At 67.2% G+C, this 25,509-nt stretch carries 23 protein-coding genes; 12 read left to right on the top strand and 11 right to left on the bottom strand.

Annotated features, from left to right (window positions below; genetic code table 11):
* Nucleotides 1-28: 28 nt before the first annotated feature.
* Nucleotides 29-1,093, top strand: coding sequence for a glycosyltransferase family 2 protein (locus B9Y70_RS03360; RefSeq protein ID WP_085548860.1), 1,065 nt, complete (start codon nucleotides 29-31; stop codon nucleotides 1,091-1,093).
* A 19-nt stretch (nucleotides 1,094-1,112) separates the two neighbouring features.
* Here B9Y70_RS03360 and rfbA read toward each other — a convergent pair whose 3' ends face one another.
* The 7 genes from rfbA to B9Y70_RS03325 all read right to left on the bottom strand — a co-directional run bounded on the left by rfbA (nucleotide 1,113) and on the right by B9Y70_RS03325 (nucleotide 10,160).
* On the bottom strand, nucleotides 1,113-1,979 hold the full coding sequence (rfbA, locus tag B9Y70_RS03355; protein ID WP_042620626.1) for a glucose-1-phosphate thymidylyltransferase RfbA: 867 nt from the start codon (nucleotides 1,977-1,979) through the stop codon (nucleotides 1,113-1,115).
* Between the two features lie 18 nt (nucleotides 1,980-1,997).
* Nucleotides 1,998-3,353 (bottom strand): sugar nucleotide-binding protein, encoded by a 1,356-nt coding sequence (locus B9Y70_RS03350; protein WP_085548859.1) that lies wholly within the window; start codon nucleotides 3,351-3,353, stop codon nucleotides 1,998-2,000.
* The gene (rfbB, locus tag B9Y70_RS03345; RefSeq protein ID WP_085548858.1) at nucleotides 3,354-4,364 is read right to left on the bottom strand and encodes a dTDP-glucose 4,6-dehydratase; all 1,011 of its coding nucleotides are present in this window, start codon (nucleotides 4,362-4,364) and stop codon (nucleotides 3,354-3,356) included. It lies immediately after the preceding gene.
* 9 nt (nucleotides 4,365-4,373) lie between these two features.
* Nucleotides 4,374-5,639: a hypothetical protein gene (locus B9Y70_RS03340; RefSeq protein WP_085548857.1), complete on the bottom strand. Its 1,266-nt coding sequence runs from the start codon at nucleotides 5,637-5,639 to the stop codon at nucleotides 4,374-4,376.
* Nucleotides 5,640-5,658: 19 nt separating this feature from the next.
* The gene (locus B9Y70_RS03335) at nucleotides 5,659-7,041 is read right to left on the bottom strand and encodes a M1 family metallopeptidase (protein WP_085548856.1); all 1,383 of its coding nucleotides are present in this window, start codon (nucleotides 7,039-7,041) and stop codon (nucleotides 5,659-5,661) included.
* Nucleotides 7,038-9,035 (bottom strand): prolyl oligopeptidase family serine peptidase, encoded by a 1,998-nt coding sequence (locus B9Y70_RS03330; protein WP_085548855.1) that lies wholly within the window; start codon nucleotides 9,033-9,035, stop codon nucleotides 7,038-7,040. Before B9Y70_RS03330 ends, B9Y70_RS03335 begins: the two co-directional genes overlap by 4 nt.
* A 72-nt stretch (nucleotides 9,036-9,107) precedes the next feature.
* Nucleotides 9,108-10,160 carry an alpha/beta hydrolase gene (locus tag B9Y70_RS03325; RefSeq protein WP_085548854.1) on the bottom strand — a complete coding sequence of 351 codons (1,053 nt, stop codon included), beginning with the start codon at nucleotides 10,158-10,160 and terminating at the stop codon, nucleotides 9,108-9,110.
* Nucleotides 10,161-10,688: 528 nt separating this feature from the next.
* Between B9Y70_RS03325 and lpdA the strand changes: the two genes are divergently transcribed.
* Together lpdA and B9Y70_RS03315 are read left to right on the top strand one after the other, a co-directional pair.
* Nucleotides 10,689-12,098 carry a dihydrolipoyl dehydrogenase gene (gene lpdA / locus B9Y70_RS03320; protein WP_085549141.1) on the top strand — a complete coding sequence of 470 codons (1,410 nt, stop codon included), beginning with the start codon at nucleotides 10,689-10,691 and terminating at the stop codon, nucleotides 12,096-12,098.
* 66 nt (nucleotides 12,099-12,164) lie between these two features.
* Entirely contained in the window at nucleotides 12,165-13,238 is a 1,074-nt protein-coding gene (locus tag B9Y70_RS03315; protein WP_085548853.1) for a hypothetical protein, read from the top strand.
* Here B9Y70_RS03315 and ramB read toward each other — a convergent pair.
* Nucleotides 13,235-14,662, bottom strand: coding sequence for an acetate metabolism transcriptional regulator RamB (gene ramB / locus B9Y70_RS03310; protein WP_085548852.1), 1,428 nt, complete (start codon nucleotides 14,660-14,662; stop codon nucleotides 13,235-13,237). The two genes, B9Y70_RS03315 and ramB, sit on opposite strands and share 4 nt — an antisense overlap.
* A 410-nt stretch (nucleotides 14,663-15,072) precedes the next feature.
* Between ramB and B9Y70_RS03305 the strand changes: the two genes are divergently transcribed.
* From B9Y70_RS03305 to B9Y70_RS03270, 8 genes are all read left to right on the top strand, one after another.
* Nucleotides 15,073-15,828 carry a succinate dehydrogenase cytochrome b subunit gene (locus B9Y70_RS03305; RefSeq protein ID WP_085548851.1) on the top strand — a complete coding sequence of 252 codons (756 nt, stop codon included), beginning with the start codon at nucleotides 15,073-15,075 and terminating at the stop codon, nucleotides 15,826-15,828.
* Nucleotides 15,829-15,853: 25 nt separating this feature from the next.
* Nucleotides 15,854-17,863 carry a fumarate reductase/succinate dehydrogenase flavoprotein subunit gene (locus B9Y70_RS03300; RefSeq protein ID WP_085548850.1) on the top strand — a complete coding sequence of 670 codons (2,010 nt, stop codon included), beginning with the start codon at nucleotides 15,854-15,856 and terminating at the stop codon, nucleotides 17,861-17,863.
* Nucleotides 17,863-18,612 (top strand): succinate dehydrogenase/fumarate reductase iron-sulfur subunit, encoded by a 750-nt coding sequence (locus B9Y70_RS03295; RefSeq protein ID WP_085548849.1) that lies wholly within the window; start codon nucleotides 17,863-17,865, stop codon nucleotides 18,610-18,612. Before B9Y70_RS03300 ends, B9Y70_RS03295 begins: the two co-directional genes overlap by 1 nt.
* Nucleotides 18,613-18,655: 43 nt before the next feature.
* Nucleotides 18,656-19,033: a hypothetical protein gene (locus B9Y70_RS03290; RefSeq protein WP_085548848.1), complete on the top strand. Its 378-nt coding sequence runs from the start codon at nucleotides 18,656-18,658 to the stop codon at nucleotides 19,031-19,033.
* 190 nt (nucleotides 19,034-19,223) lie between these two features.
* Nucleotides 19,224-20,540 carry a DUF445 domain-containing protein gene (locus B9Y70_RS03285; protein ID WP_085549140.1) on the top strand — a complete coding sequence of 439 codons (1,317 nt, stop codon included), beginning with the start codon at nucleotides 19,224-19,226 and terminating at the stop codon, nucleotides 20,538-20,540.
* A 23-nt stretch (nucleotides 20,541-20,563) separates the two neighbouring features.
* A complete protein-coding gene (locus tag B9Y70_RS03280) occupies nucleotides 20,564-21,256 on the top strand; it encodes a CGLAU_01105 family protein (protein WP_085548847.1) in 693 nt (230 codons plus the stop codon).
* Nucleotides 21,257-21,264: 8 nt separating this feature from the next.
* Complete coding sequence (locus B9Y70_RS03275; protein ID WP_085548846.1) at nucleotides 21,265-21,552, top strand: DUF2516 family protein; 288 nt, start codon at nucleotides 21,265-21,267, stop codon at nucleotides 21,550-21,552.
* On the top strand, nucleotides 21,549-22,121 hold the full coding sequence (locus B9Y70_RS03270) for a hypothetical protein (protein ID WP_085548845.1): 573 nt from the start codon (nucleotides 21,549-21,551) through the stop codon (nucleotides 22,119-22,121). The genes B9Y70_RS03275 and B9Y70_RS03270 overlap by 4 nt, the downstream gene beginning before the upstream one ends.
* On the opposite strand, the gene B9Y70_RS03265 is transcribed toward B9Y70_RS03270, so the two are convergent.
* Genes B9Y70_RS03265 through B9Y70_RS03255 form a run of 3 tightly spaced genes read right to left on the bottom strand, consistent with a single transcriptional unit; the run spans nucleotide 22,084 to nucleotide 24,207 of the window.
* Nucleotides 22,084-22,839, bottom strand: a complete 756-nt coding sequence (locus tag B9Y70_RS03265; protein WP_085548844.1) for an LmeA family phospholipid-binding protein — start codon at nucleotides 22,837-22,839, stop codon at nucleotides 22,084-22,086. The genes B9Y70_RS03270 and B9Y70_RS03265 overlap by 38 nt on opposite strands.
* 20 nt (nucleotides 22,840-22,859) lie before the next feature.
* Complete coding sequence (locus B9Y70_RS03260; protein ID WP_085548843.1) at nucleotides 22,860-23,675, bottom strand: class I SAM-dependent methyltransferase; 816 nt, start codon at nucleotides 23,673-23,675, stop codon at nucleotides 22,860-22,862.
* Between the two features lie 28 nt (nucleotides 23,676-23,703).
* Nucleotides 23,704-24,207 (bottom strand): DUF2505 domain-containing protein, encoded by a 504-nt coding sequence (locus B9Y70_RS03255; RefSeq protein WP_085548842.1) that lies wholly within the window; start codon nucleotides 24,205-24,207, stop codon nucleotides 23,704-23,706.
* 24 nt (nucleotides 24,208-24,231) lie between these two features.
* On the opposite strand from B9Y70_RS03255, the gene B9Y70_RS03250 reads away from it, so the two are divergent.
* Nucleotides 24,232-25,350, top strand: a complete 1,119-nt coding sequence (locus B9Y70_RS03250) for a UDP-N-acetylmuramate dehydrogenase (RefSeq protein WP_085548841.1) — start codon at nucleotides 24,232-24,234, stop codon at nucleotides 25,348-25,350.
* Nucleotides 25,351-25,509 lie beyond the last annotated feature (159 nt).

The raw sequence follows: 25,509 nt of genomic DNA, 5'->3' as shown, positions 1-25,509 counted from the left end.
ATATGCCGCATACTTGAAGGGACCGTAGATGTCGGAGAACACCGCAGCTGCCCGGATCGGGGTGGTCATCGTCTCTTACGGCCATGAACGCGATGTCGTGAGACTTGTTGATTCCTTCGCGGATCAGTTGCGCGAGGGCGACCGTGTGGTGGCCGTGGACAACAAGAGGCCGTGGGTGCTCGAGGGGGTTGCCGGGGAGGCTCTCCGCGAACACGGAGTGATTATCGTCGAGCACGACAACGGTGGTTTCGCCGCCGGCTGCAATATCGGTGCGGAAGCGGTCGTCGACGACGTCGATCTGCTCTTCTTCCTCAACCCTGACACCCTGGTGGAAGATCCGAAGTTGCTGGACACGCTGCGCTCGGGCGTCGACACAGATTACGCCGCATGGATGCCGTACCTGCTGTTGCCGGACGGCACCATCAACTCTGCCGGCAACGCCTTGCACATCTCTGGGTTGTCCTGGGTGGAGGGGCTCGGGGAGCTGCCGCAGCTGTCGGAGGGGTGGTCGGACATCTCCGTCGCCTCCGGCGCGTGCCTGGTGGTCCGCACTGAATGGTGGCGCAGGCTTGGAGGCATGGAAGAGACCTACTTCATGTACCACGAGGACACGGACTTCAGCGCCCGGCTCCTGCTGGCCGGTGCCCGGGTCGGGTTGTGCCACGGGACGTCGGTCACCCACGATTACGACTACGCCAAGGGCGACTACAAGTGGATCTACATCGAACGCAACCGCCATGTCCTGATCCTCAGCGTGTGGCCGACGTCGGTCATCGCAGTATTGGCACCCCAGATCCTCGCGGTGAACCTGGCGCTGTGGCTGATCGCCGCGAAGGAGGGGAGGCTGCGGTTGAAACTGAAGTCGCTGGGGCTTCTGTTGCGGGGTCTGCCGGAAACTTTCCGGCTCCGGAAGAAGGTACAGCCCGTGCGCAAGGTGTCGGGCGCTGAGTATCTCGCGCATATGGAGCACCGGATCGACAACCCGAACCTGGGTGCGATGTCCGAATCCCGTGCGGTCGCCGCTGTCTACCGCGCTTATTACGGGTTGAGCATGCTTCTGCTGGGCGTCTTCGCTTCCCGACGCCCCCGCTGAACGTGCGGGAGAGTGCGCATTAGGCCTCGCGCACGGCGTTGCGCAGGTAGCGCCCATACCCGGACTTCAGCAGGGCGCCGGCGAGCTTCTCCAGCTGCCCGGCGGTAATGAAGCCTGAGCGGTACGCGGCGACCTCGGGGCTGCCGATGATGTTGCCGGTGCGCTTCTGAATGACCTCGACGTAGGCCGACGCCTCGCTCATCGAGTCGATGGTTCCCGTGTCCAGCCACACATCGCCCCGGTCCAGGCGCTTGACTTTGAGTTCCCCCAGTTCCAGGTATGCCTCGTTGACACTGGTGATCTCCAGCTCGCCGCGCGCGGAAGGCGTGATCGACTTCGCGATGTCGACGACCCGGTTGTCGTAGAAGTACAGCCCGACCACGGCGTAATGTGATTTCGGGCGGGCGGGTTTCTCCTCGATGGATACGGCAGTGTCGTTCTCGTCGAACTCCACGACGCCGTAACGCTCCGGATCTGAGACCTCGTAGGCGAAGACGGTGCCACCCTGCGGATCGAGGCAGCCCCGGAGAGAGGAGGAGAACTGGTGGCCGTCGAAGATGTTGTCGCCGAGGACCAGCGCGACGGAATCATCGCCGATGAAGTCCTCGCCGATGAGGAATGCCTGGGCTAGACCGTCGGGGGAGGGCTGAACGGCGTAACTGAGCCGGATTCCCCAGTCGGAGCCGTCCCCGAGCAGACGGCGGAAAGCATCGGAGTCCTCCGGCGTGGTGATGATCATGATCTCGCGGATGCCGGCCTGGATGAGCGTGGTCAGCGGATAGTAAATCATCGGCTTGTCGTAGATGGGCATCAACTGCTTCGAGATGCCCCGGGTGATCGGGTAGAGCCGGGTGCCGGAACCTCCGGCTAGGATAATGCCCTTCATGACGGGGAAAGGTTCCTTTCAGTCGCGGTTGGCCAGGTGCAGCGCCAGCCCCACCCGCCAGTCGGTGGGGGTGAAGCCGGTGGCGGTGATCTTCGACAGATCCAAGGTGCTGTCGGCCGGGCGCGGGGCATGCGGTGTATCCCTGAAGTACTGCGCAGTGGTCACCGGGGTGACATCGGCCGGATCGTGGCCGGTGGAAGCGTAGACGGCCATGGCCACCTCCGCCCAGGAAGCCGGATGCCCGGAATTGCTGAGGTTGTAGGTGCCGTAGTCCGGCCGGGTGTCGAGCAGGTGCCGGATGCCGGCGGCGATCTCGCCGGTGAAGCTCAGACGCCCGACCTGGTCATCGACCACGCTGGGGGCGATGCCGCGTTCGGAGAGGCTGGCCATGGTGTCGACGAAGTTCTTGCCCTCCCCGACCACCCAGCTGGTGCGCACGATGTAGTGGCGCGGCGCAACAGCGGCGGCTAGGTCGCCGGCGGCCTTGGACTGGCCGTAGACGCCCAGTGGGCTCAGCGGGTCGCTTTCGCTCCAGTTCCCGCGGGTGCCGTCGAAGACGTAGTCGGAGGAGACGTGCACCAGGGTGAGGTTGTTCTCCGCCGCCACGCGGGCCAGGTTGGCCGGTCCTGCGGCGTTGACCGCCCAGGCGGCGGCGCGGTCATCTTCGGCGGCGTCGACGCCGGTGTAGGCCGCGGCGTTGATGATCGCGGAATAGCTGCGCCACGGGCGGGTATCGGCCAGCTCGGGTGAGGTGATGTCCAGTTCAGCACGGGTGCAGAATTCCGCCCGCGGGAAAACCTTGCGCAGGGCGCGGCCGAGCTGACCGTCCGCGCCGGTGACCAGGATCTTGCGGGGCGGGACGGCAACGGCATCTGCCAGGGCCGGATGACTTTCGTCCTTGGCGGAGAGCTCCGTGGGCTCAAGCGGCCAGTCGATCATGTCGAGGTTGACGTTGGAGTACAGCGCCTCGGGCGACCAGTGGTCGTTGACCAGGTAGGTGTAGGCGGTGTTCTCTGCCAGCGCCTGGAAACCGTTGGCTACCCCGCGGGGGACGTAGATGGCCACGCCGGGGGTGATCTCCTGGGTGTGGGTCCGCCCGAAGGTCGGCGATCCTTCCCGCAGGTCGCACCAGGCGCCGAAGACCGCGCCGGTGGCCACGGAAACATACTTGTCCCACGGCTCGGCGTGCAGCCCGCGGGTGACTCCCTTGGCCGCGTTGAGGGAGATGTTGTTCTGCACCGGGCCGAAATCCGGTAGACCCGCGGCGGTCATCTTCGCCCGCTGCCAGTTCTCCTTGAACCAGCCGCGCTCATCGCCGTGAACGTCGAGGTGGACGACCAGCAGCCCCTCGACCGGGGTGGATTCGATCCGCATCTACTGGCCCCGCTTCGCGTACTGCTTCTCGACGCCGTCCTTGGCCGTACGCCACCAGTCCTCGTTGTCGCGGTACCACTCAATGGTCTGGGACAGCCCCTCGCGCATGCCGGTGTCGTTGTCGGTGTACTGCGGGGCCCAGCCGAGCTCCTCGCGGAGCTTGGTCGAGTCCATGGCGTAACGCAGGTCGTGGCCGGGTCGGTCGGCGACATGCTCGTAACCGTCCTGGCCCATCAGCTCGCATATCAACTCGATGACCTGCTTGTTGTTCACGTGGTCGTTGTCCGCGCCGATGATGTAGGTCTCCCCGAGGCGGCCCCTGTCCAGGATGAGGTGGACGGCCGTGTTGTGGTCGTCGACGTGAATCCAGTCCCGGACCTGCTCGCCGGTACCGTAGAGCTTCGGGGTCAGTCCGGAGAGGATGTTGGTGATCTGTCGGGGAATGAACTTCTCGATGTGCTGGTACGGGCCGTAGTTGTTGGAGCAGTTGGACACGGTCGCCTTGATTCCGAAGGAGCGGATCCAGGCACGCACTAGGTGATCCGAACCGGCCTTGGTCGCCGAGTAGGGCGAGGAGGGGGCGTAGGCGGTGGTCTCCGTGAAACGGTGGGGGTCGTCGAGCGCGAGGTCGCCGAAAACCTCGTCGGTGGAGACGTGATGCAGCCGCACATCATGGCGGCGGACCGCCTCGAGGATGGTGTAGGTGCCCACGATATTGGTGTTGACGAAGGGCCAGGGGTCGTCGAGGGAATTATCGTTGTGCGACTCCGCGGCGAAATGGACCACCAGGTCACTTTCGCGGACCAGCTGATCCATCAGGGGGGCGTCGCAGATGTCGCCTTCGACGAAGCTCACCTTGTCCTCGGGCAACCCGGCGAGGTTTGCTCGGTTGCCCGCGTACGTCAACTTGTCAACCACAGTGACCGAGTAACCGGGGTGATGCGCGAGCGTGTGCCGCACAAAATTCGCCCCGATGAACCCGGCTCCACCGGTAACCAGCATTCTTGTCATGCCTTCACACTATACGGGCAGCTCCGCTGCTCCGCGGGGCGCGCGCAGCAGGCCCACCGCGTGGATGAACAGACCGCTCAGTGGGCCGACGATCAGGGCCAGAGCCGCAGCGGTAGCCAGTTCCCAGGGCCCGAGCAGCAGGCTGACGGCGACGACGGTGGCTACTATCCAGCCGCTCAGGTAGAAGTCGTGCCGTTTCACGGCGATCGCGGCCGCACCGGTGACCATGAGCGTTCCGGTGCATGCCGCACCAAGAGTGAAAGCGGCCAAGAGGTGGCCGGGCACCGCGAATATCTCGTTGCGCAGGAGGGTCTCCATCAACCATGGACCGAGCAGCCAGGCCGCGCCGGAGCCAGTCAGGCCCACCGCCCACACCAGGCCCACCGGAGCGGCGAGTGCTGCGAAGGGGTGCCCCTGATGGCGTACGAAACGGACGATGATCGCCGACTGGAACTGCTGCAGAGGAACCAGTAGCGGGGCACGGGTGAGCGTCACAGCGTAGATGACGGCGGCGGCGGTCACCGCCTGCCCGGTGGTGTCAGGGTTGGTGACCCGCACGAGCGTGGGAAAGCCGGTGATGAGCACCGCCGTGGCGCCGGAAGCGGCCATCGCTGTGCCACCCTGGCGCAGGAACTCCCGGGGAGAGACGTCGGTGACCGCGGAACGCAGCGTGGCCCGCACCTTCGACGAGGAGGCGGCGATGAACACCCACGTGCCTGCCCCCACCACCGTGATCACCAGGAAGGCCAGGATTCCCCACCCCGCTAGCCAGGCGATAATCGCGATCACCATGCGGATTCCCGAGTCGACCGCGACCAGCACTGCGTACTGCCTCCATAACTGGCAGCCCGACAGCACGCCGGAGACTGCCGCCTGCATTGCGTAGCTGGCCAGACCGACCGCGAGGAGCCCCACTCCGATTCCCTGGTGGGTACCCAGAACTAGGTGCATCCAGGCCGGGGCGGTCACCGCGATCAAGACTCCGGCGAGCAGCGCAATTCCGGCCGCCACAAGCAACGGTCGGGCGTAGCCCTGCTTGTCGACGTCCGTTCCTCCCGCCGTTTTTCCGGTCTCGTCGCGACGGGAGACGGACACCGCCCGGGTGGTTTCCTGCATGAAGCCCGTGAGCACGCCGGTGCCAGCGAAGAACAGGCCCCAGTAGGCGTTGAAGTCAGTCGTCAGGTCGGCGTCGTCGCCTAGCGCCCAGGCCGCGACAATAATCACGACGAAGCCGGAGATTCCCGCGATCGCGGTGGCGAGCGTCAGGTATCTCATCGCTGGTGGCTCAGCGATCTCATCTGCGGGGCTCCGGGAAGGGGGGCAGCTCGAGCTGGTGGAGCCACGCGCGCCAGAGGTTCTTGACCTCGTCCTCCGGAACGCCGACGGCGCGGGCCTCGGCGAGCACCTCCCGCTTGAGGTCGATCGGTTCGACGACGGAGTGACGGCCGGTGGCGACGTAGCGGCGGACCATGCGGAAGAAGGCGTCGTCGCCGAGCAGGACGCGCAGCGCGTGGACGGTCAATGCCCCGCGCTTGTAGACGCGGTCGTCGAACATGTCGCGCGGGCCGGGATCCGCCAGGAGGATGGTCTGCGGCTGAGCGGCGATCTCGGCGTAGTGCTCGCGGGCAGAGTCGGCGGCGTGGCGGCCGGTGGAGTGCTCGAACCACAGCCATTCGGCGTAGCAGGCGAAGCCCTCGTTGAGCCAGATGTCGTTCCACTGCGCGAGGCCGAGGGAGTTGCCGAACCACTGGTGGGACAGTTCGTGGGCGATGAGGCGTTCCCAGGCGTGGTCGCCGCGGATGTGGTTGGCGCCGAAGATGGACAGGCCCTGGGCCTCGAGGGGGATCTCGAGGTCGTCCTCGGTGACCACGACGGAGTACGAGTTGAACGGGTACGGCCCGAATAATCCGGTGTAGAGCTCCAGCATGCGGGCCTGGTCGGCGAACTCCTCGCGGGCACTGTCGCGCAGGGCGGGCGGCACCCAGGCGCGGACGGGCACGGCGGCGCCCTCCTCCGAGAGCAGCAGCGGCACGTAGTCGCCGATCTGGACGGTGGCCAGGTAGGTGGCCATGGGGTTGCCCACCTGGTAGCGCCAGGTGGTGCGGGAGCCGGCGGTCTTCTTCGACAGCAGGGTCCCGTTGACGGCGACGACGTACGGGTTGTCGGTGGTGACGATGATCTCGTACAGCGCCTTCTCGTCCGGGGTGTCGTCGCAGGGGAACCAGCTGGGTGCGCCGTTGGGCTGCGAGGCGACGAGCGCGCCGTTCTCCAGTTCCTCCCAGCCGAGGGTGCCCCACGGCGTGCGGATGGGCCGCGGCGTGCCGGCGTAGCGGATGACCAGGGTGAACTCCGAGTCGACGGGGATCTCCTGCGCGAAGGTGATGCGGAGCTTCCCGCCGGACTGGCGGAAGCGGGAGACGCGGACTTCGACACCCGCGGAGCCCTGCGCGGTGATCCGCTGGACCCGCAGTGACGGCGCGAGGTCGAGGGTCATCGCGGTGAGGGGTTCCCAGTTGTCCAGGCGCAGGGTGGCGGTGCCGTCGAGGCGGTTCGGTCCGACCCGGTAGCTGAGGTCCAGGTGGTAGGCGCGGACGTGGAATCCGAGGTTGAAGTCGATTCCCGTGTACGCGTCGCGGACGCCGGGCACGGGGGTGGAACGCAGCCTGTTTCTGGTCATGATCCTGCAGATGTTACCTGTTGCCTCAACCACTCGTAGATGAGCGCCTCCACTCGCGCGACCTGAGCGTTGTCGGCCGCGCCGGCGTGCCCGCCCGCCATGTTCTCGAAGTAGTCGACCGGCTGCCCGGCCTCGCGCAGCGCGTGCGCGAAGAGGCGGGCGTGCGCCGGGTGGACGCGGTCATCCCGCGTCGAGGTCGTCACGAGTGCGGGCGGATACCGCTTATCGACGCCAGCCGCGACGTTGTGCAACGGAGACCACCGTTCCAGCGCCGCCCGTTCGGCGGGGTCGTCGGGATCGCCGTACTCCGCCATCCACGACGCCCCGGCGGACCAGGTGTGGTAGCGGAGCATGTCGGTGAGCGGGACCTGGATGACGGCCGCGCCGAGGAGTTCGGGGTACTGCACGAGGGCCCCGGAGGTGAGCAGGCCGCCGTTGGAACCACCGCGGACCGCGATCTGCGAGGGGGAGGTGTAGCCGCGTTCCACCAGGTCGGCGAGGACGGCGGCGTGGTCCTCCCACACCTTGTGACGGTTGGTCTTGACCACCTGAGTGTGCCATTCGGGACCGAACTCACCGCCGCCGCGCAGGTTGGGTTGGACGAAGAAGTGGCCGTCCTCGAGCCAGCCGATGCCCTGCACCGCGGAGTAGCCGGGGGTGAGGGACACCTCGAAGCCGCCGTACCCGCCGACGAGGGTGGGCCGGGGGCCGCGGGAGAAGTCTCCGGTGATGAAGTAGGGGACGCGGGTGCCGTCGGCGGAGGTGACCCAGTGCTGGCGGGTCTTAAGGCCGGTGGCGTCGAAAAGCGCGGGGGAGCGGCGGACCACCTGCGGCGCGAGGCCCTCGTCGAGGTCGAGGCGGTAGAGCGTCGTCGGTTCGGTGAAGGAGGAGGTGGTCAGCCACACCTCGTTGCCGTCGAGGGGGCTGGTGGCCACGACGGAGGCGGTGACCAGCGGCGGGAGGGCGAGGTCGCGGCCCGGCTGCGTCGGATCCGACAGGGGGTGGACGGTGAGGCGGGTGGCGACGTCGTCGAGGAGCGTGAGCACCAGGTGATCGGCGGTGAACGCCGTCGCCTGCAGGGAGACGTGCGGGGTGGGCAGGAAGACGGGGCGGATGTCGCGGCCGCCGTCGAGGAAGTCCCGCAGCCGGATGCAGCCCAGGCCGCCGGATGGGATGCCGGCGAAGGCCTCGCGCGGGGCGAGGAAGAGCCACTCGCGGTGGAGGATGGTGTCGCAGTCCTCCGGCACCTCGAGGACCTGGAGTGAGGCGTTCGGGTCGAGCGGGGCGACGGACTGGCGGGTGCGGTAGAAGTCCAGCGCCCGGGAGACGATGATGCGTTCGTGGCCGGGGGTCGTGTCGGCCCAGGCGCCGACGGCGACGTCGTCGCGGCGGCCGGAGGTGTAGACGGGGGCGTCGAGAAGCGGGGTGCCGCGGCGCCACACGCGGACCTGCGCGGGATAGCCGGAGGCGGTGAGGGAGCCCTCGCCGGTGTCGGTGCCCACGAGCAGGGTGTCGACGTCGAGCCAGCTGACGTCGGTCTTGGCCTCGGGGATCTCGAATCCGTCGGTGACGAAGCCCCCGGTGAGTAGGTCGAACTCGCGGATCACGGTGGCGTCGGCGCCTCCCCGGGACAACCGCACGAGCGCGCGGTCGACGTCCGGGGTGCGCACGTGCGCACCCTTCCACACCCAGTTCTCGTCCTCGGCGGCGGCGAGGGCGTCGACGTCGATGAGCACCTCCCAGTCGGGGGCCGCGGAGAGGTAGGAGTCCAGGGTGGTGCGCCGCCACACGCCGCGGACGTGGCGGGCGTCGCGCCAGAAATTGTACAGGTGCTCGCCGCGGCGGATGACGAAGGGGATGCGGTCATCGATGTCCAACGCCGCCCGGATCCGCTCCCGCAGGCCGGGGTTGTCCAACCCGGACTCGGTCGCCTCCGACCAGGTGCGGGCCCAGTCGAGGGCCTCCGGGGCGTCGACCGACTCAAGAAAGCTCATGCCCCCAAGGCTACGCGGGGAAAGCGAAAGCACCGCCCACCCGCAGGTGGACGGTGCTTGAGCCGGGGCGAACTAGAAGAGTGCGCGCTCCAGGGTCGGCCAGGACGCGGTGACGTCCTCGATCCAGTAGTTCCAGGAGTGGGTGCCGGTCGGACGCAGGTTCCAGTCGGCCTCGATGCCCAGGTTGTCCAGCTTGGCCTTGAGGTTGTGGGTGCAGATGTTGGTGGCTGCCTCGATGGCGCCGCCCTCGACGATGAGGGTGGCGGCACCGGCGGAGGCCTCGGCCGGGTTGACGCCCTGGGCGGTGTAGTAGCCCGGCATGTCGTACTCGCCGGCCAGGCCGGTGGCGTTGGAGATGTAGAGCTCGGTGTCGCGCAGGCCCTCGGCGTGGATGAGGGCGTCGTTGGCGCGGTTGTGCTCGGAGCCCATCGGGCCGAGCATGTCGACGACGTTGGAGCCGGCACGGTTGACGGTCAGCTCGGCGGACTTGTAGCCGATGAAGGAGGAGGTCTCGGCGCAGCCGGAGAAGGAGCCGACGCCGGCGTAGAAGCCCGGGTTCTTCTCTGCCAGCAGCAGGGAGGAGGTGGCGGACATGGAGAAACCGGCGATGGCGCGCTTGTCACCGGCGCCGAGGTAGCCCTCGATGGCGTCCGGCAGCTCCTTGGTGAGGAAGGTCTCCCACAGCTGCTTGCCGCCGAGGTAGCCCTTGCTGTTGCCCGGGTTCGGGTTGGCCCAGTCGATGTAGTAGGAGAACGCGCCCTCCTGCGGGATGACGACGTTGACGCCCTTGCCGCGGTAGAATTTGACGAGCTCCGGGTAGCGGGTCAGCCAGTCCATGTTCTGCTCTGCGCCGCCGGCGCCGTTGAGCAGGTAGAGGGTCGGGGCGTTCGGCTGCTCGGCCTTGATGACGGCGAGCGGGATCTTGCGCTCCATGGCGGGGGAGTTGACGTCGAGCTGCTCGACGCCGTGCTCCTCGGCGATGGCACGCCAGGTGCGGTCGCTGTTGCTGCGCTCAGCGGTCTCGACGGTGACGGCCGGGTTGGCCAGTGCTGCCGGGGTGACCAGGGTGGAGGCGCCGATGGCGAGGGCCGCGATCGGGGCGGCAATCGTGCGGAGGAACTTCATGGAGTGGCTTCCTAGATCTTTCGGTGTTATCCGGGCGGGTTTTCCGACCGTGTACACAGGTGTACATCGTAGAGACTGCCGCTTATGTTAACCCCCCACCCCCGGTTGTGCGCGGGAACGGGGGTGGCAGCGCACTCCCTGCGTGAAACCAAAGTTACCTAAGTGATTAGTGGTGGGCAAGTGGTTGTTATGTCATAATGCATTGCAGTTCCCCGGGGTGCCCGCTCCGGGGCCGACGCGTAACGTTATGCGGCGCGCAACCGCTAAAGACACTGAAGAGCCACCAAGCCACAGAAAGAGCAGAGCATGACCATCTTCGAGCAGATCATCGTCGCCATCAACACCTTCATCGGCCCCGGCATCCACGCCATGTCCTCCGCCTCCTCCCAGGCGGCCCTGATGGCGGGCCTGTTCTAACCCCCGCTTATCGACGCCCCGGTACCCACCGGGGCGTTTTTTCTTTCCGGTTTCCTTTTGTGGGGGCACTCACCGGTGACACCGGGCATACGGTGCCCTATTCTGGTGATCGTGACTGAACATTATGACGTTGTTGTACTCGGCGCGGGCCCCGGTGGCTACGTCGCCGCCATCCGTGCCTCCCAGCTCGGCAAGAAGGTTGCCGTCGTCGAGAAGCAGTACTGGGGCGGTGTGTGCCTCAACGTGGGCTGCATCCCCTCGAAGTCCCTCATCAAGAACGCCGAGGTCGCCCACATCTTCACCCACGAGAAGAAGGTGTTCGGCATCAACGGCGACGTCTCCTTCAACTACGAGGACGCCCACAAGCGTTCCCGTGGCGTGTCCGACAAGATCGTCGGTGGCGTCCACTACCTGATGAAGAAGAACAAGATCACCGAGATCGACGGCTTCGGCACTTTCCAGGATGCCTCGACCATCGAGGTGACCGAGGGCAAGGACGCCGGCAAGGTCATCACCTTCGACGACTGCATCATCGCCACCGGCTCCGTGGTCAACAGCCTGCGCGGCGTCGAGTTCTCCGAGAACGTCGTCTCCTACGAGGAGCAGATCCTCAACCCGGTCGCCCCGGAGAAGATGGTCATCGTCGGTGCCGGGGCCATCGGCATGGAGTTCGCCTACGTGCTCTCCAACTACGGCGTCGACGTCACCGTCATCGAGTACATGGACCGCGTCCTGCCGAACGAGGACGCCGAGGTCTCCAAGGTCATCGCCAAGGCCTACAAGAAGCTCGGCGTGAAGCTGCTGCCGGGCCACGCCACCACCGCCGTGCGCGACAACGGTGACTCCGTCGAGGTCGACTACCAGAAGAAGGGCTCGGACAAGACCGAGACCATCACCTGCGACCGCGTCCTGGTCTCCGTCGGCTTCCGCCCGCGCGTCGAGGGCTTCGGCCTGGAGAACACCGGCGTCGAGCTCACCGAGCGGGGCGCCATCGCCATCGACGACTTCATGCGCACTAACGTCGAGCACATCTACGCCATCGGTGACGTCACCGCCAAGCTGCAGCTGGCCCACGTCGCCGAGGCCCAGGGCATTGTCGCCGCCGAGACCATCGCGGGCGCCGAGACCCACGAGCTGGGCGACTACATGATGATGCCGCGCGCCACCTTCTGTAACCCGCAGGTCGCCTCCTTCGGTTACACCGAGGAGCAGGCCAAGGAGAAGTGGCCGGACCGCGAGATCAAGGTCGCCTCCTTCCCGTTCTCCGCGAACGGTAAGGCAGTCGGCCTGGCCGAGACCGACGGTTTCGCCAAGATCGTCGCCGACGCCGAGTTCGGCGAGCTGCTCGGCGGCCACGTCGTCGGTGCCAACGCCTCCGAGCTGATCAACGAGCTGGTCCTCGCGCAGAACTACGATCTCACCACCGAGGAGATCTCCCGCGCGGTCCACATTCACCCGACTCTGTCGGAGGCCGTCAAGGAGGCCGCCCACGGCATCTCCGGCCACATGATCAACTTCTAGCTCGACCACGCAGCAGGGGCCTCCGCGGAGGCCCCTTTCTGCATGTCAGGGAGGGGAAAGATCCAGATGAAACCGATCGGAATCCTGGCGGACTCGGGTCAGCCGACCGCCGACGTGTCCCGCATCCTGCGGTCCGTGCTCATCGACGCCCGCCTCATCACCGCCGACGACGGCAGCGAGGTGCTGCAGGGCACCTGGCCCGACGTCGGCCCGGTGGAGGTGCGCAAGGGGACCGTGCCCATGTCCCCCGACGGGGACGTGCAGCTCAACGACCACGCCGGTGAGCTGCTCGACGCCTACGGCTGGGAGCGCCTCATCTACGTCACCGACCTGCCGCTGTCCGCGTGGGAGAAGCCGGTGGTCACCCAGCGGGCCACCGGACAGAAGGCGGTCCTCATCTCCCTGCCCGCGCTCGGGGCCTTCGGCGTGCGCCGCCGCCTGCGCCGCGAGATCACCGGCCTCGTGGAGCGCGACGAGCAGGTCAGCGGTGTGCTGCGCTCCGGGCCGGACCCGGCGGAGGGGGAGGATTCGGCGGATGCACCGGACGTCGAGACCCATGTCCTCGAACACCCGGGGCTCACCCTGCGCATGGTGCTGGGCATGGTGCGCAGCAACGAGCCGGGGCGGTTGCTGCCGGTGCTCTCGTCGTCGCTGGCGGCGATGACCGCGACCGGTGGTTTCGGTATCTTCTACGGTTCGATCTGGAAGCTCGCCGAGGAGCTGACGTTCTGGCGGCTGCTGCTCATCAGCGTCTTCGCCACCGTCGCCTTCACCGCCTGGCTCATCGTGCACAACCGGCTGTGGCAGCGGAAGAACACGCAGGAGTCCCGGTGGCGGGAGAACGTCGACAACCTGGCGACGATCGGCACCATCGGCATGACCGCCGTCATCCTCCACACCACCGTGTGGCTGGTCATGGTGCTCGCCTCCGTCGTGGTCATCCCGCGGGCGTACCTCGAGGGGGAACTCGAGCGCGACGTCGGCATCATCACCTACCTGTCCATCGCCTGGCTCAGCGCCTCCCTCGGCGCGATGGCCGGGGCGCTGGGCTCCAACTTCGACCGCGACGTGGAGATCCGGTCCGCCACCTACAACCTGCGCGAGCACGAACGGCGCGCGCAGAGCTGGGCGGGGGACTAGTTGTAGGGGGCGACCGACGAACGGTGCGCGTCGATGGTGATCTCCTCGTGGATCGGCGGGAACGCGCGCTGGGCGCAGTTCTCGCGGGGGCACACGCGGCAGCCGGCACCGATGGGGGTGGCGCTGGAGAGATCGTCGAGGTTGAGGCCCTGCGCGTACACCGTGCGGTCGGCGTGGCGGGCCTCGCAGCCCAGGCCGATGGCGAAGAGCTTGCCCGTGTCCCCGAAACGACCCCGGTGATGACGCACCGTGCGGGCGATCCACAGGTAGTTCCGCCCGTCCGGCATCTGCGCCAACTGACGCAGGATCGTGCCCGGGTTGGTGAACGTCTCGTAGATGTTCCACAGCGGGCAGGTGCCGCCGGAGTTCGCCAGGTGGAAACCCGTCGCCGACTGGCGCTTGGACATGTTGCCCGCGCGGTCGACGCGGACGAACGTGAACGGGATGCCGCGCAGGTTGGGGCGCTGCATCGTCGACAGGCGGGAGGCGACCGTCTCGTAGCCGACGCCGAAGACGTGGCACAGGAAGTCGACGTCGTAGCCCGAACGCTCCGCCTCCGAGTGGATGCCCTTGTACGGCAGCAGCACGGCGGCGGCGAAGTAGCTGGCGATACCGCGCCGGGCCAGGTTGGCCGACGCCTCGGAGGTGAAGCTCTCCGCGGAGATGAGCGCCTCGATGTCGTCGCCGGCCTCGAGGTAGGCCAGCTCCATGCCCATGCGGAAGGCCCGCTGCCCGGTGTTGAGGCGGCTGGCCAGCTGGAGATGACCGGTGCTGCGGTCGAGGCTGTGCAGCGTGCCGTCGAGATCCTCCGATGTGGAGATCTCGATGCCGTGTCGCTCCCGGAGGCGCTCGGCGAGGGACTCCTCGGTGGAACGGATGGAGAACCGCTGGATGTCCAGGTCCGCCGAGATCGCTTCGGCGTTGGTGTCCAGGTCGTCGAGGTAGTTCTGGCGCGCGTAGAAGAAGTCGCGCACCTCGTCATGCGGCATGGACAGGGCCTGCGGGCCGGCGGCGTTGAGGGGGCCGGCGTGGCGGCGGGTGTCCGTGGCGATGGACAGCTTGTCGCGGACGTTGCGGTATCGACGGTGCATGTCGACCATCGTCCGGGCGATAGCCGGGTGGTTGTAGACCAGCTCCGAGAGCTCCTGCAGCTCGACCGGGCTGGGGCACAGTTCCTTGTCCAGCACCACGTCCTGAATCTCGGCGAGGAGGCGGGAGTCGTCGTCCCGGGAGAAGAAGGTGGCGTCAACGCCGAAGGCCTCGGTGATGCGCAGCAGGACGGGCACGGTCAGCGGACGGACGTCATGCTCGATCTGGTTGACGTAGCTGGCCGAGAGCCCGAGCGTTGCGGCGAGTGACGCCTGGCTGAGGTCGCGTTCGCGGCGCAGCTGGCGCAGGCGCGAACCCACATAGGTCTTTCCCATGCCCGACATAGTAGCGTGACGGGCCTCACTCATAAGCCAAATTGCGAACTTTGCGTGGGAAGACTGTTGCGTGCCGTGAATCGAGTGGAGAAAAACCCTGACACGTGAGTAATTAGCCGAAAGTTTGATACCTAACGGGGTGGGATGCGTCGGGGGTCGGGAACCGGGTGAGCAACCTCACAATATTCTGGGAACTCCCCCGAAACGGGAACAAAACCGCCCCCATAGCCTCTCCGGACCGTGGCTGGCGACGTTTTATGCACATTTCGGCGCGGATCAGTTGAGGTTAGGCTCGCCTTACGCGGCCCCTGGTGCGGGTGTGACAACGGGGGGAAGTGCTCGACGAGGTTGTCCGAAAGTGGTCGCGACCGGGGGAGTGACCGTAAAGTATGAGCGACACTGGAGGTGCCATGACTGTTAAGAACGCAGACCGGGACGCAATCGTCCACGGCAAAATCACTGAGAAGCCGCTGCGCGAGCGGCCGTCCTACCCGACCTGGGCCATCAAGCTCGTGATGGCCATCACCGGCCTGATCTTCGGACTGTATGTCCTGGTTCACATGGTCGGTAACCTGAAGATCTTCATGCCGGACCACAACGGCGTCGCCGCGATCAACGAGTACGGCGAGTGGCTGCGCACCATGGGTGCGCCGATCTTCCCGCGTGAGGGATTCCTGTGGATCTTCCGCATCGTCCTGCTGGCAGCCGTCGTGCTCCACATCCACGGTGCATTCGCCCTGCACGGCCGTTCCCGCGTCTCCCGCGGCAAGTTCGCCCGTACCAACCTAGTCGGCGGCCTGAACACCTTCTCCAGCCGCACGATGCTCATCACCGGCATCATCCTGCTGCTGTTCATCGTCTTCCACATCCTGGACCTCACCATGGGCGTCACCCCGGCCGCGCCGGAGACCTTCGCCCACGGCGAGATCTACGCGAACCTCATCGCCAGCTTCTCCCGCTGGCCGGTCGCCATCTTCTACATCCTCGCCATGGTCGTCCTGTTCCTGCACCTGTCCCACGGCATCTGGCTGGCCGTGTCCGACCTCGGCATCACCGGCCTGCGCTGGCGCAAGGTCCTGCTCGTCGTCGCCTACCTGGTGCCGGCGATCGTCATGATCGGCAACATCTCGATGCCGCTGTCCATCGCTCTGGGCTGGCTCAGCTAGGTCCTGAAGGGAAGTTCTGAAAAATATGAGCAACACCGAGACTGCTTCTCGTCCTGAGTTCCGTCACCCCGCCTCCATCGTCGAGGGCGTCGTGCCGGGCACCGTCCTCGACAACGCCGAGCCCAAGGGCGTCCCGACCAAGGAGATGTGGGACTACCAGAAGGAGCACATGAACCTTGTGTCTCCTCTGAACCGCCGCAAGTTCAAGGTCCTGGTCGTCGGCACCGGCCTGTCCGGTGGCGCCGCCGCCGCCGCACTCGGCGAGCTGGGCTACGACGTGAAGGTGTTCACCTACCACGACGCCCCGCGCCGTGCGCACTCCATCGCCGCCCAGGGTGGCGTCAACTCCGCCCGCGGCAAGAAGGTCGACAACGACGGCGCGTACCGCCACGTCAAGGACACCGTCAAGGGCGGCGACTACCGCTGCCGTGAGTCCGACTGCTGGCGTCTGGCCATCGAGTCCGGCCGCGTCATCGACCACATGAACGCCATCGGCGCCCCGTTCGCCCGCGAGTACGGCGGCACCCTGGCCACCCGTTCCTTCGGTGGTGTGCAGGTGTCCCGCACCTACTACACCCGTGGCCAGACAGGTCAGCAGCTCCAGCTGTCCACCGCTTCTGCGCTCACCCGCCAGATCGGCCTGGGCAACGTGGAGATCTTCACCCACGCTGACGTCGTCGACCTCATCGTCACCAACAAGGACGACAACAAGCGTTGTGAGGGCATCGTCACCCGTAACCTCATCACCGGTGAGCTGACCGCTCACACCGGCCACGCCGTCATCCTGGCGACCGGCGGTTACGGCAACGTGTACCACATGTCCACCCTGGCCAAGAACTCCAACGCAGGCGCCCTCATGCGTGCGTACGAGCACGGTGCCTACTTCGCCTCCCCGGCCTTCATCCAGTTCCACCCGACCGGCCTGCCGGTCAACGCGACCTGGCAGTCGAAGACCATCCTGATGTCCGAGTCGCTGCGTAACGACGGCCGCATCTGGTCCCCGAAGGAGCCGAAGGACGACCGCGATCCGAACACCATCCCGGAGGAGGAGCGCGACTACTTCCTGGAGCGCCGCTACCCGGCGTTCGGCAACCTGGTCCCGCGTGACGTCGCCTCCCGTGCGATCTCCCAGCAGATCAACGCCGGTCTCGGCGTCGGCCCGCTGCACAACTCCGCCTACCTGGACTTCCGCGACGCCATCGAGCGCCTCGGCAAGGACACCATCCGCGAGCGTTACTCCAACCTCTTCGAGATGTACCAGGACGCCATCGGTGAGGATCCCTACACCACCCCGATGCGCATTGCCCCGACCTGCCACTTCACCATGGGTGGCCTGTGGACCGACTTCAACGAGATGACCTCCCTCAACGGCCTGTTCGCCGCCGGCGAGGCCTCCTGGACCTACCACGGTGCCAACCGTCTGGGCGCCAACTCGCTGCTGTCCGCCTCCGTCGACGGCTGGTTCACCCTGCCGTTCACCATCCCGAACTACCTGGCCAACCACCTCGGCGAGGACGTTCTGCCGGCTGACTCCCCGGAGGCCGCCGAGGCCGTCGAGCGCGCCCAGGCACGCATCGACCGCCTGCTCAACATCAAGGGCCCGAACCCGCACGGTGCCGAGTACTACCACCGTCAGCTCGGCGAGCTGCTGTACTTCGCCTGCGGCGTCTCCCGTAACGTCCCGGACCTGCAGGACGCGATCGTGAAGATCCGCGCCCTCCGCGAGGACTTCTGGACCAACGTCCAGATCCCGGGCGAGCAGAACTACATGAACCAGGCTCTCGAGTACGCCGCCCGCGTCGCCGACTACATCGACCTGGGCGAGCTCATGTGTGTCGACGCACTCGACCGCGACGAGTCCTGTGGTGCACACTTCCGTGACGACCACCTGTCCGAGGACGGCGAGGCCGAACGCGACGATGAGAACTGGTGCTTCGTCTCCGCGTGGGAGCCGGCAGGCGAGGGCAAGTTCATCCGCCACGCTGACCCGCTCTACTTCGAATCGATCCCGCTGCAGACAAGGAACTACAAGTAATGAAGCTGACACTTGAGATCTGGCGTCAGGCCGGACCGACCCACGAGGGTGCCTTCGAGACCGTCGAGGTCCCGGACGCCGTGCCGCAGATGTCGGTGCTGGAGCTGCTCGACCACGTGAACAACCGTCTGGTCGAGGAGAACAAGGAGCCGTACATGTTCGCCTCGGACTGCCGTGAGGGCATCTGTGGCACCTGTGGCCTCATGGTCAACGGCCGCCCGCACGGCCCCGGCCAGAACACCCCGGCCTGCCAGCAGCGCCTGGTCGGCTACAACGACGGTGACGTGCTCAAGCTGGAGCCGATGCGTTCCGCTGCCTTCCCGGTCATCAAGGACATGGTCGTCGACCGTTCCTCCCTGGAACGCGTCATGCAGAAGGGTGGCTACGTCTCCATCAACGCCGGCACCGCCCCGGACGCCGACACCCTGCACGTCAACCACGAGACCGCCGAGTTCGCTCTCGATCACGCCGCCTGCATCGGCTGTGGCGCCTGCGTCGCCGCCTGCCCGAACGGTGCTGCGCACCTGTTCACCGGCGCGAAGCTGGTCCACCTCTCTCTCATGCCGCTGGGCAAGGAGGAGCGTGGCAAGCGCGCCCGTCACATGGTCGACGAGCTCGAGACCAACTTCGGTCACTGCACCCTCTTCGGTGAGTGTGCCGACGTCTGCCCGGCGGGTATCCCGCTGACCGCCGTCGCCGCCGTCACCAAGGAGCGCGCACGCGCCGCCTTCCGCGGCAAGGACGACTAAGCTCGGGGTCACCCGAGTCACGAGAGACGAAAGCGAGTAAGCAATGGCTTCCAACAACTTTGCGGTCGCCGATCAGGCATCCGAGAGCTTCCCGGACTACGCTCCGAAGCTCCACGACTCCTACATCGACGGTTACGAGCCCAACTCCCTGAGTGCGCCGCACTCCTCCCTGGAGCGCTCCTCCACCTGGATCGGCATGGGTCTGGTGCTCACCTCCCTGGCGGGCTTCGGCATCATGATCTGGATGGCCGCGACCCTCATCTGGGGTCAGGGCGTCACCGTCGCCGAGTACGACACCACGCTGTACATGATCATCGGCGCCGTCATCGCAGTTGTTCTGCTGGCCGCCGGCTTCGGTCTCATCCACCGCGGTCGTCGCTACTACCGCGAGTACCGCGACACCACCGGACGCATCAACTAACTTCAGCTGACGTCTTTCGGCCCGTCTGGCCCGTCCCCACCCCGGGGGCGGGCCTTCGCCGTTGTCGGGTCCGTAGGCTGGGGGACGTGCGTCGCAACATCATCATCGTCCTCATCACGCTGATCACGATCCTCACGTCGATCAACATCCTCATGCTCGCCTTCGAGATGCTCTGAGGATAATGGTCGACATGGGTAGGCACAGTCAGCTCGAGCTTCGCGACGCCCGCTCCGTCCCCGGTCCCAGCCCGGAGGTCGAGGCGCAGCGTCGCCGCACGTTGCGGAACCACAAGATCTTCGTCACCAGCCTCCTGGTGGTGGCGGCGGTCATCTTCCTGGCGTGCAGCTGGTGGCAGAACCAGCCGGGTGGGGCCCCGGTGTGGGTGGGGTACGTCCGCGCGGCCGCGGAGGCTGGCATGGTGGGTGGTCTGGCGGACTGGTTCGCGGTGACCGCCCTGTTCCGCCACCCGATGCGGATCCCCATCCCGCACACGGCGCTCATCCCGAAGAAGAAGGACCAGCTGGGTCAGGCGCTGTCGGAGTTCGTGGGGGAGAACTTCCTCAACGCGGAGCTCATCACCGAGAAGGTGTCCTCGGCGAACATCCCCGAGAAGCTCGGCTCCTGGCTGGCCCAGGAACCCAATGCGGAGAAGGTGTCCCGGGAGGCCGGGCGGCTGACGGCCAACGCGGTCCGGGCCCTCGACCCGAAGGACGCGGAGCTGCTCATCCAGACCCAGCTCATCGACCGGTTCACGGAGCCGCAGTGGGGTCCGCCCGCCGGCCGCCTGCTCGCCGACCTCATCGAGGACGGTCGCACGGAGCCGGTGGTGCAGGAGGTCGTCACCTGGGCGCACCGGAAGGTGCTGGGGATGGAGGAGACCGTCATCAGTCTCATCGACGAGCGGACGCCGCAGTGGGCACCGAAGTTCGCGAAGGATCTCGTCGGGGCGAAGGTGTACAAGGAGCTGGTGGGGTTCACGGCGGCCGTCGCGAATGATCCGGAGCACGAGGCCCGGCACGCGATTCGCCGGGCGCTGCAGGATCTGGCCGAGGACCTGCAGCACGATCCGACGATGATCGCGCGCATCGAGGGTCTCAAGCACGACCTGCTGGGTTCGACCCCGGTGCAGGGGGCGGCGGCCGCGATCTGGGCGACCGCCTCGGCCTCGCTCATCGACGCCGCCGAGGACGAGACGTCCCTGCTGCGCACCAAGATCTCCGAGTTGTGTGTCACATGGGGCACGAACATCCAGACGGATCCGCAGCTGCGCGCCAGCCTCGACCGGCGTATCACCGGCGCGGCGGCCTTCCTGGCGGACAACTACGCGGGCGAGGTCACGGCCATCATCTCGGAGACCGTGGAGCGCTGGGACGCGGCGGAGGCGAGCGACAAGATCGAGCTCATGGTGGGCAAGGATCTGCAGTTCATCAGGCTCAACGGAACAATTGTTGGTGCGCTCGCCGGATTAGCTATTTACACTGTGAATCACCTGCTCTTCGGAGCGTGACCGACACAGAAAGGGACAGTCCCGTGACCTCCCCGAACGACAACACCAACACCACCCCCGAGCAGAACAACTCCGTGCTGGACAACCTGCGTGAGCCCTTCCAGGCCTGGGTCTCCGCCGGTGCCCGTCTCGGCGACGTGGTCTCCGACTTCGGGGAGCGCTTCCGCGCGGACCGTGAGCGCACCGACGCCCCCTCCGACGTGCACAGCGTGTACTCCGGTGACGCGGCCAACGTGGGCAAGGAGTCGGCGAAGGAGCGTTTCCGCACGGCCACCCAGGAGGCCCGCGCGGGTCTGTCGGGTGCCAAGTCCACCGAGGACTACAAGAACGTGTCCCTCAACTTCGCCAGCCGCGCGGAGGAGATCATCCGTGATCTCGCGGGTTCCGCCCGTCGCGCCGCGGGTGAGACGAAGGACTCCACCTCCGCCACCGAGGCGAAGTCCGCCTTCCACAGCGCCGTCGCCTCCGTGCGTGCCACCTTCGACGAGACCGTCGAGCAGGCCCGCGCCCGCCGTGCCGCCACGGAGACCGAGGGTGAGCGTTCCTTCATCGACGATCTGCGCGCCCGCCTCGACGACCTCATTGCGCGTGCCGGCACGGTCGTCGACAAGGATGAGACCCCCTCGACCACCACGGAAGAAGGCGTGCCGCATATGATTGACGGCGAGGTCGTCAGCACCGAGGACGTCCCGCCCCCGAACACCAAGGACAATTAAGAACCATCATGTCGCTGATCGCCGGTCTCAATCTCTTCGAAATGATCCTCTACGCCCTCATCGCCCTGTGCGGTGTGGTGGGAGCCGCGTTCGCGGTGACGACGCGCGACGACGCCTACCAGGCGGGTGACCGGCAGTCGAAGTGGATCTGGGTGGCCATCCTCGTCGGTTCCGCCTTCGTGGTGATCACCCGCGTGCCGTTCCTGTCGTGGGCCGGCATCGTGGCGATCGGCGTCTACTGGTTCGATGTGCGTCCGCACCTCAAGTCCATCGTCAACGGCAACTACGGCTGGTGACCAGTGACGCAGCGTGGCTTTCGGGCCACGCTTTTCTTCTGCTTGTCGACGCCCCCGTCGTCGGCGACGGCGTCGACCGGGCCCGCTCCGCGGGCCTGCGGGGCGTGGTGCTCGCCCCCTCCACCCTGCAGTCGTCGGGGGACACGGAGGGTCTGACGGTCGCCGCGGTCGTGGGCTGGCCCTCCGGGCGTCATCACACGCTGGTGAAGGCGGCGGAGGCCCGGCTGGCCGTCGCACAGGGGGCCACGGAGATCTGGTTGGCCACCGACCCCCACATCGCGGACCCCAACGCCCTGCTGGCGGAGATCGTCGCCGTGCGGGAGGCCGTGCCGCCGCCGGTCACCCTGGCCGTCCACCTCGATGCGGGGCGTGGCGCGGATTCCGCCCGCGCCCTGGCAGACGCGGCCGCGCTGGCGGGGGCGGAGCGGTTGGTGGGGACGTCGATGAGCGGGGATCTGCCGCACACCCTCCTGGCCGATTCCCTCGACGCCGTCATCGACGCTCTCGACGCGGGCGCGGACCGGGTCGCGGTCAGCGACGTGGCAGCTGTGTGTCCGCCACCTCGCTGAGGGCCACGTTCTCGCCGCTGAGCTGCAGGCGGGCACCGCCGTCGATGACGTCGAAGGCGTCGATCCGGAAGTCACCGGCCTGCTCCTGCACGCCCTGCTGCAGGCCGCGGGTGATGAGGTCGGAGACCTGCTGGGGCAGGCCGAACCCGAACAGTGACGCGCCGGCCGCCTCGAAGGTGAGGTTGCCGTCGACGGGGCGGGGGATGAGGTTGAGCACGGCTGCTCCGCCGTTGAACTCCAGGTCGAGCGTGTTGTCGACGGTGTTGGCGGTGAGGCCGGTGATCTGGACGAGACCGCCGTCGGCACCCTCCTCCCGCATGGCGCGCTGGACGGTGTCCAGGAGGAACTCGTCCGGCACCTCGGTGGTGGCCACCATGTGGGCGGCGACCGGGTTGTCCGTGTCGGAGATGTCGAGGTCGGTGAGGACGACGTGCGCGCGCGGCTGGCCGAGGAAACCCTGGTCGGTGGCCTGCAGGGTGGACGGGGTGGTGATCTCCACGTCGGGGATCGTGCCCTGCACCGCGGACAGCACGAGCGGGGTGCTGCCGAAGGCGATCGTCGGATCCTCCTCCATGGTCACCCCGTCAGCGGCGGCCTGCTCCTCGAAGCTGGAGCGCAGCTCGTTGCCGATGAACCAGCGCAGGCCGAACTCCACCACGAGCAGCAGAACGAGAAGGCCGACGAGCACGCCGACGAGGAACTTCCAGACAGATGCCATGACAGACAGTGTGGCGCAGCCTAGGGGGTGGGGGCAACCGCAGCCCAGGGGATCGTCAGGAGATTGTCACGCAACGTCCGGCGGACGGGGTCGACGGGCCAGCCGTCGTCGATGAGCATCTGCCGGGCCTGCCGCCACCGCACGCGCGGGCCGTAGGGCTCCCAGCCGGCGGCCCGGAACCAGGCGTCGTCGGCGGCGGTCAGCAGCGCGTGGATCCGCTCGCCCGGTACGTTGCGGTGGATGAGGATCTTCGGCAGGCGTTCCGCCACGTCGGACGGCTTCTCGACGTCCCACGGCTCCCACGCCAGCGTCAGCGACACCGGGCCGTCCGCGTCGAGGAGCAGCCACGCCGCGCGGCGCCCGATCTCGTCACACGTCCCCTCGATGAACAGCCCGCCGGGCGCCAGGCGGGTGAGCACGGATTCCCAGGCGGTCTCGACCTGGTCGACGTCGTACTGGCGCAGCACGTTGAAGGCGCGGACCAGCTGCGGTCGGTGGCCCGCCAGCTCGAAACCACCGAGCTCGAAACGCACCCCGTCCCGCGGGGGCAGCACCCGCTCCGGGTCGATCTCCAGGCCCACGACCTCCAGGTCCGGGCGGATCGTGCGCAGCCGTTGCGCCCATTCGACGGTCGTGGTGTGGGAGGCACCGTAGCCGACGTCGACGGCGAGCGGGGGAGAGGGGGCGTCGAGAAGCAGGCGCCGGAGGCGCGGATGATGCACCGCCCACCGGTCGGAACGCCGCAACCGGTTGAAGCCGGTCGTGCCGCGGGTGATGACGCCGAAAGGCCGACCACGCCCCGCCTCCGCACGGAGGTTGTGGGCATGGTCGGCCATGGGTGGAGCAGTGGGAAACGAGGAACGCCTAGGCGTTCTCGCCGATCCAGCGGTTGGTCAGCTCGCCCTCGTTGTTGAACAGGTCACCGAGCGCCTCGGCGACCTTCGGCTCGATGGCCGGGCCCATGAACGGGATGTTCACGGAGACCTCGTTGTTGTAGGCGAGAGTGGTGGTGGCGTCATCGCCGGAGACGTTGATGTCACCCGAGAAGTCCACCGGGGTGCCCTTGACGTCGGCGGTGTAGGTGACGGCCGACGCGTTGTCGGCCAGCGGGCCGACGGTGACGACACGCTTGACCTTCAGCGCCTGGGAGATCATCGCGCGGACGGCCTCCGGGAGGATGTCCAGCGGCAGGACCTCAAACAGGGTGGCGACAGCGCCGCCCTCGGTCTGCTGGAACTCATTGACCTCACCCGGCTCAGGGGAGAGGTTCTTGGCGATGAATGCCCAGTAGTCGGGATTCGTCAGCGCGGCATGGACCTTCTCGACCGGCTGGTTGATGGTTACGGTGTTCTCACTGCGGGTTGCCATAGATAACAGACTACCGTTAAGCACGTGAGCGACTCATCTCTGACCCACGACATTCAGTCACGTCTCAGCGAGCTGGCAGACGTCACCCTCGACGACCGCCTGACCTTCGCCGATCTCACCACCCTCCACCTCGGCGGGCGGCCCCGCACTGTGGTGCGGTGCGCGACCGCGTCGGCGGTGGCCGAGGTCGTCACGCTTCTCGACGCCCACTCAGTCCCCCTCCTCGTCGTCGCCGGGGGATCCAACCTCGTCGTCGCCGACGGAGACCTCGACCTCGTGGTCGTCCTGCTGGAGAACGACTCACTCGACGTCGACGTGGCGACCGGCCGCGTCGTGGCGGGGGCCGGCGCCGTGTGGGACGACGTCGTGGCGGCCGCAGTGTCCGCCGGACTCGGCGGCATCGAGTGCCTGTCCGGCATCCCCGGCTCCGCCGGAGCCACCCCGGTGCAGAACGTCGGGGCGTACGGCGCGGAAATCGCTGACGTCCTCGTGCAGGTGCAGCTGCTCGACCGCCCCACCGGCACCGTCTCGTGGGTGCCCGCATCCTCCCTGGACCTCGCCTACCGCTACTCCAACCTCAAGTTCACCTCCCGGGGCGTCGTGCTCGCCGTCGAGCTGCACCTGTCCACCGACGGGCTGTCCGCACCGCTGCGCTTCGGTGAACTCGCGCGTCGAATGGGCGGGACCGCACGCTGGCCCGTGGCCGCCGTCCGGGACGCCGTACTTGAACTGCGCCGCGGCAAGGGCATGGTCGTCGTCGAGGAGGACCACGACACCTGGTCGGCCGGCTCCTTCTTCACCAACCCCGTGGTGGATCCCGCGGTGGCCGACGCCGTGCAGGCCGCGGTCCGCGCCACCCGCGGTGACGACGACGCCGACCGCATGCCCCGCTTCCCCGCCGACGGGGGCGAGAAGCTCTCCGCCGCCTGGCTCATCGAAAGGGCGGGCTTCGCGAAGGGCCACCCCGGTGACGGGGCGCCCGTGCGCCTGTCGACGAAACATACCCTGGCCCTCACCAACCGCGGGGCGGCGAAGACATCCGACTTGGTCGCCCTGGCGCGGGAGGTCCGCGACGGGGTGCGCGAGGTCTTCGGCGTGACCCTCGTGCCCGAGCCGGTGTGGATCGGAGTATCCATCGACTGACTCTGTCAACCGGTAGCTAGGCAGAAATGCCGGTTTCTGTGGATAGACGGTGGTTATCCACAGACCGGGTTGGTTGCTTGTCGACGCCGCGTTGTTTCCGGTTTAGTGTCCGGGGCATGAACACCGTTGCTGCGTTGCAGGCCCTGCGGGCCATGACCG

It is taken from the genome of Corynebacterium pollutisoli (assembly GCF_900177745.1).
Lineage (GTDB): Bacteria > Actinomycetota > Actinomycetes > Mycobacteriales > Mycobacteriaceae > Corynebacterium > Corynebacterium pollutisoli.
Note: the sequence above shows the minus strand (reverse complement) of the source record. Positions and strands in the feature narration are given on the sequence as shown.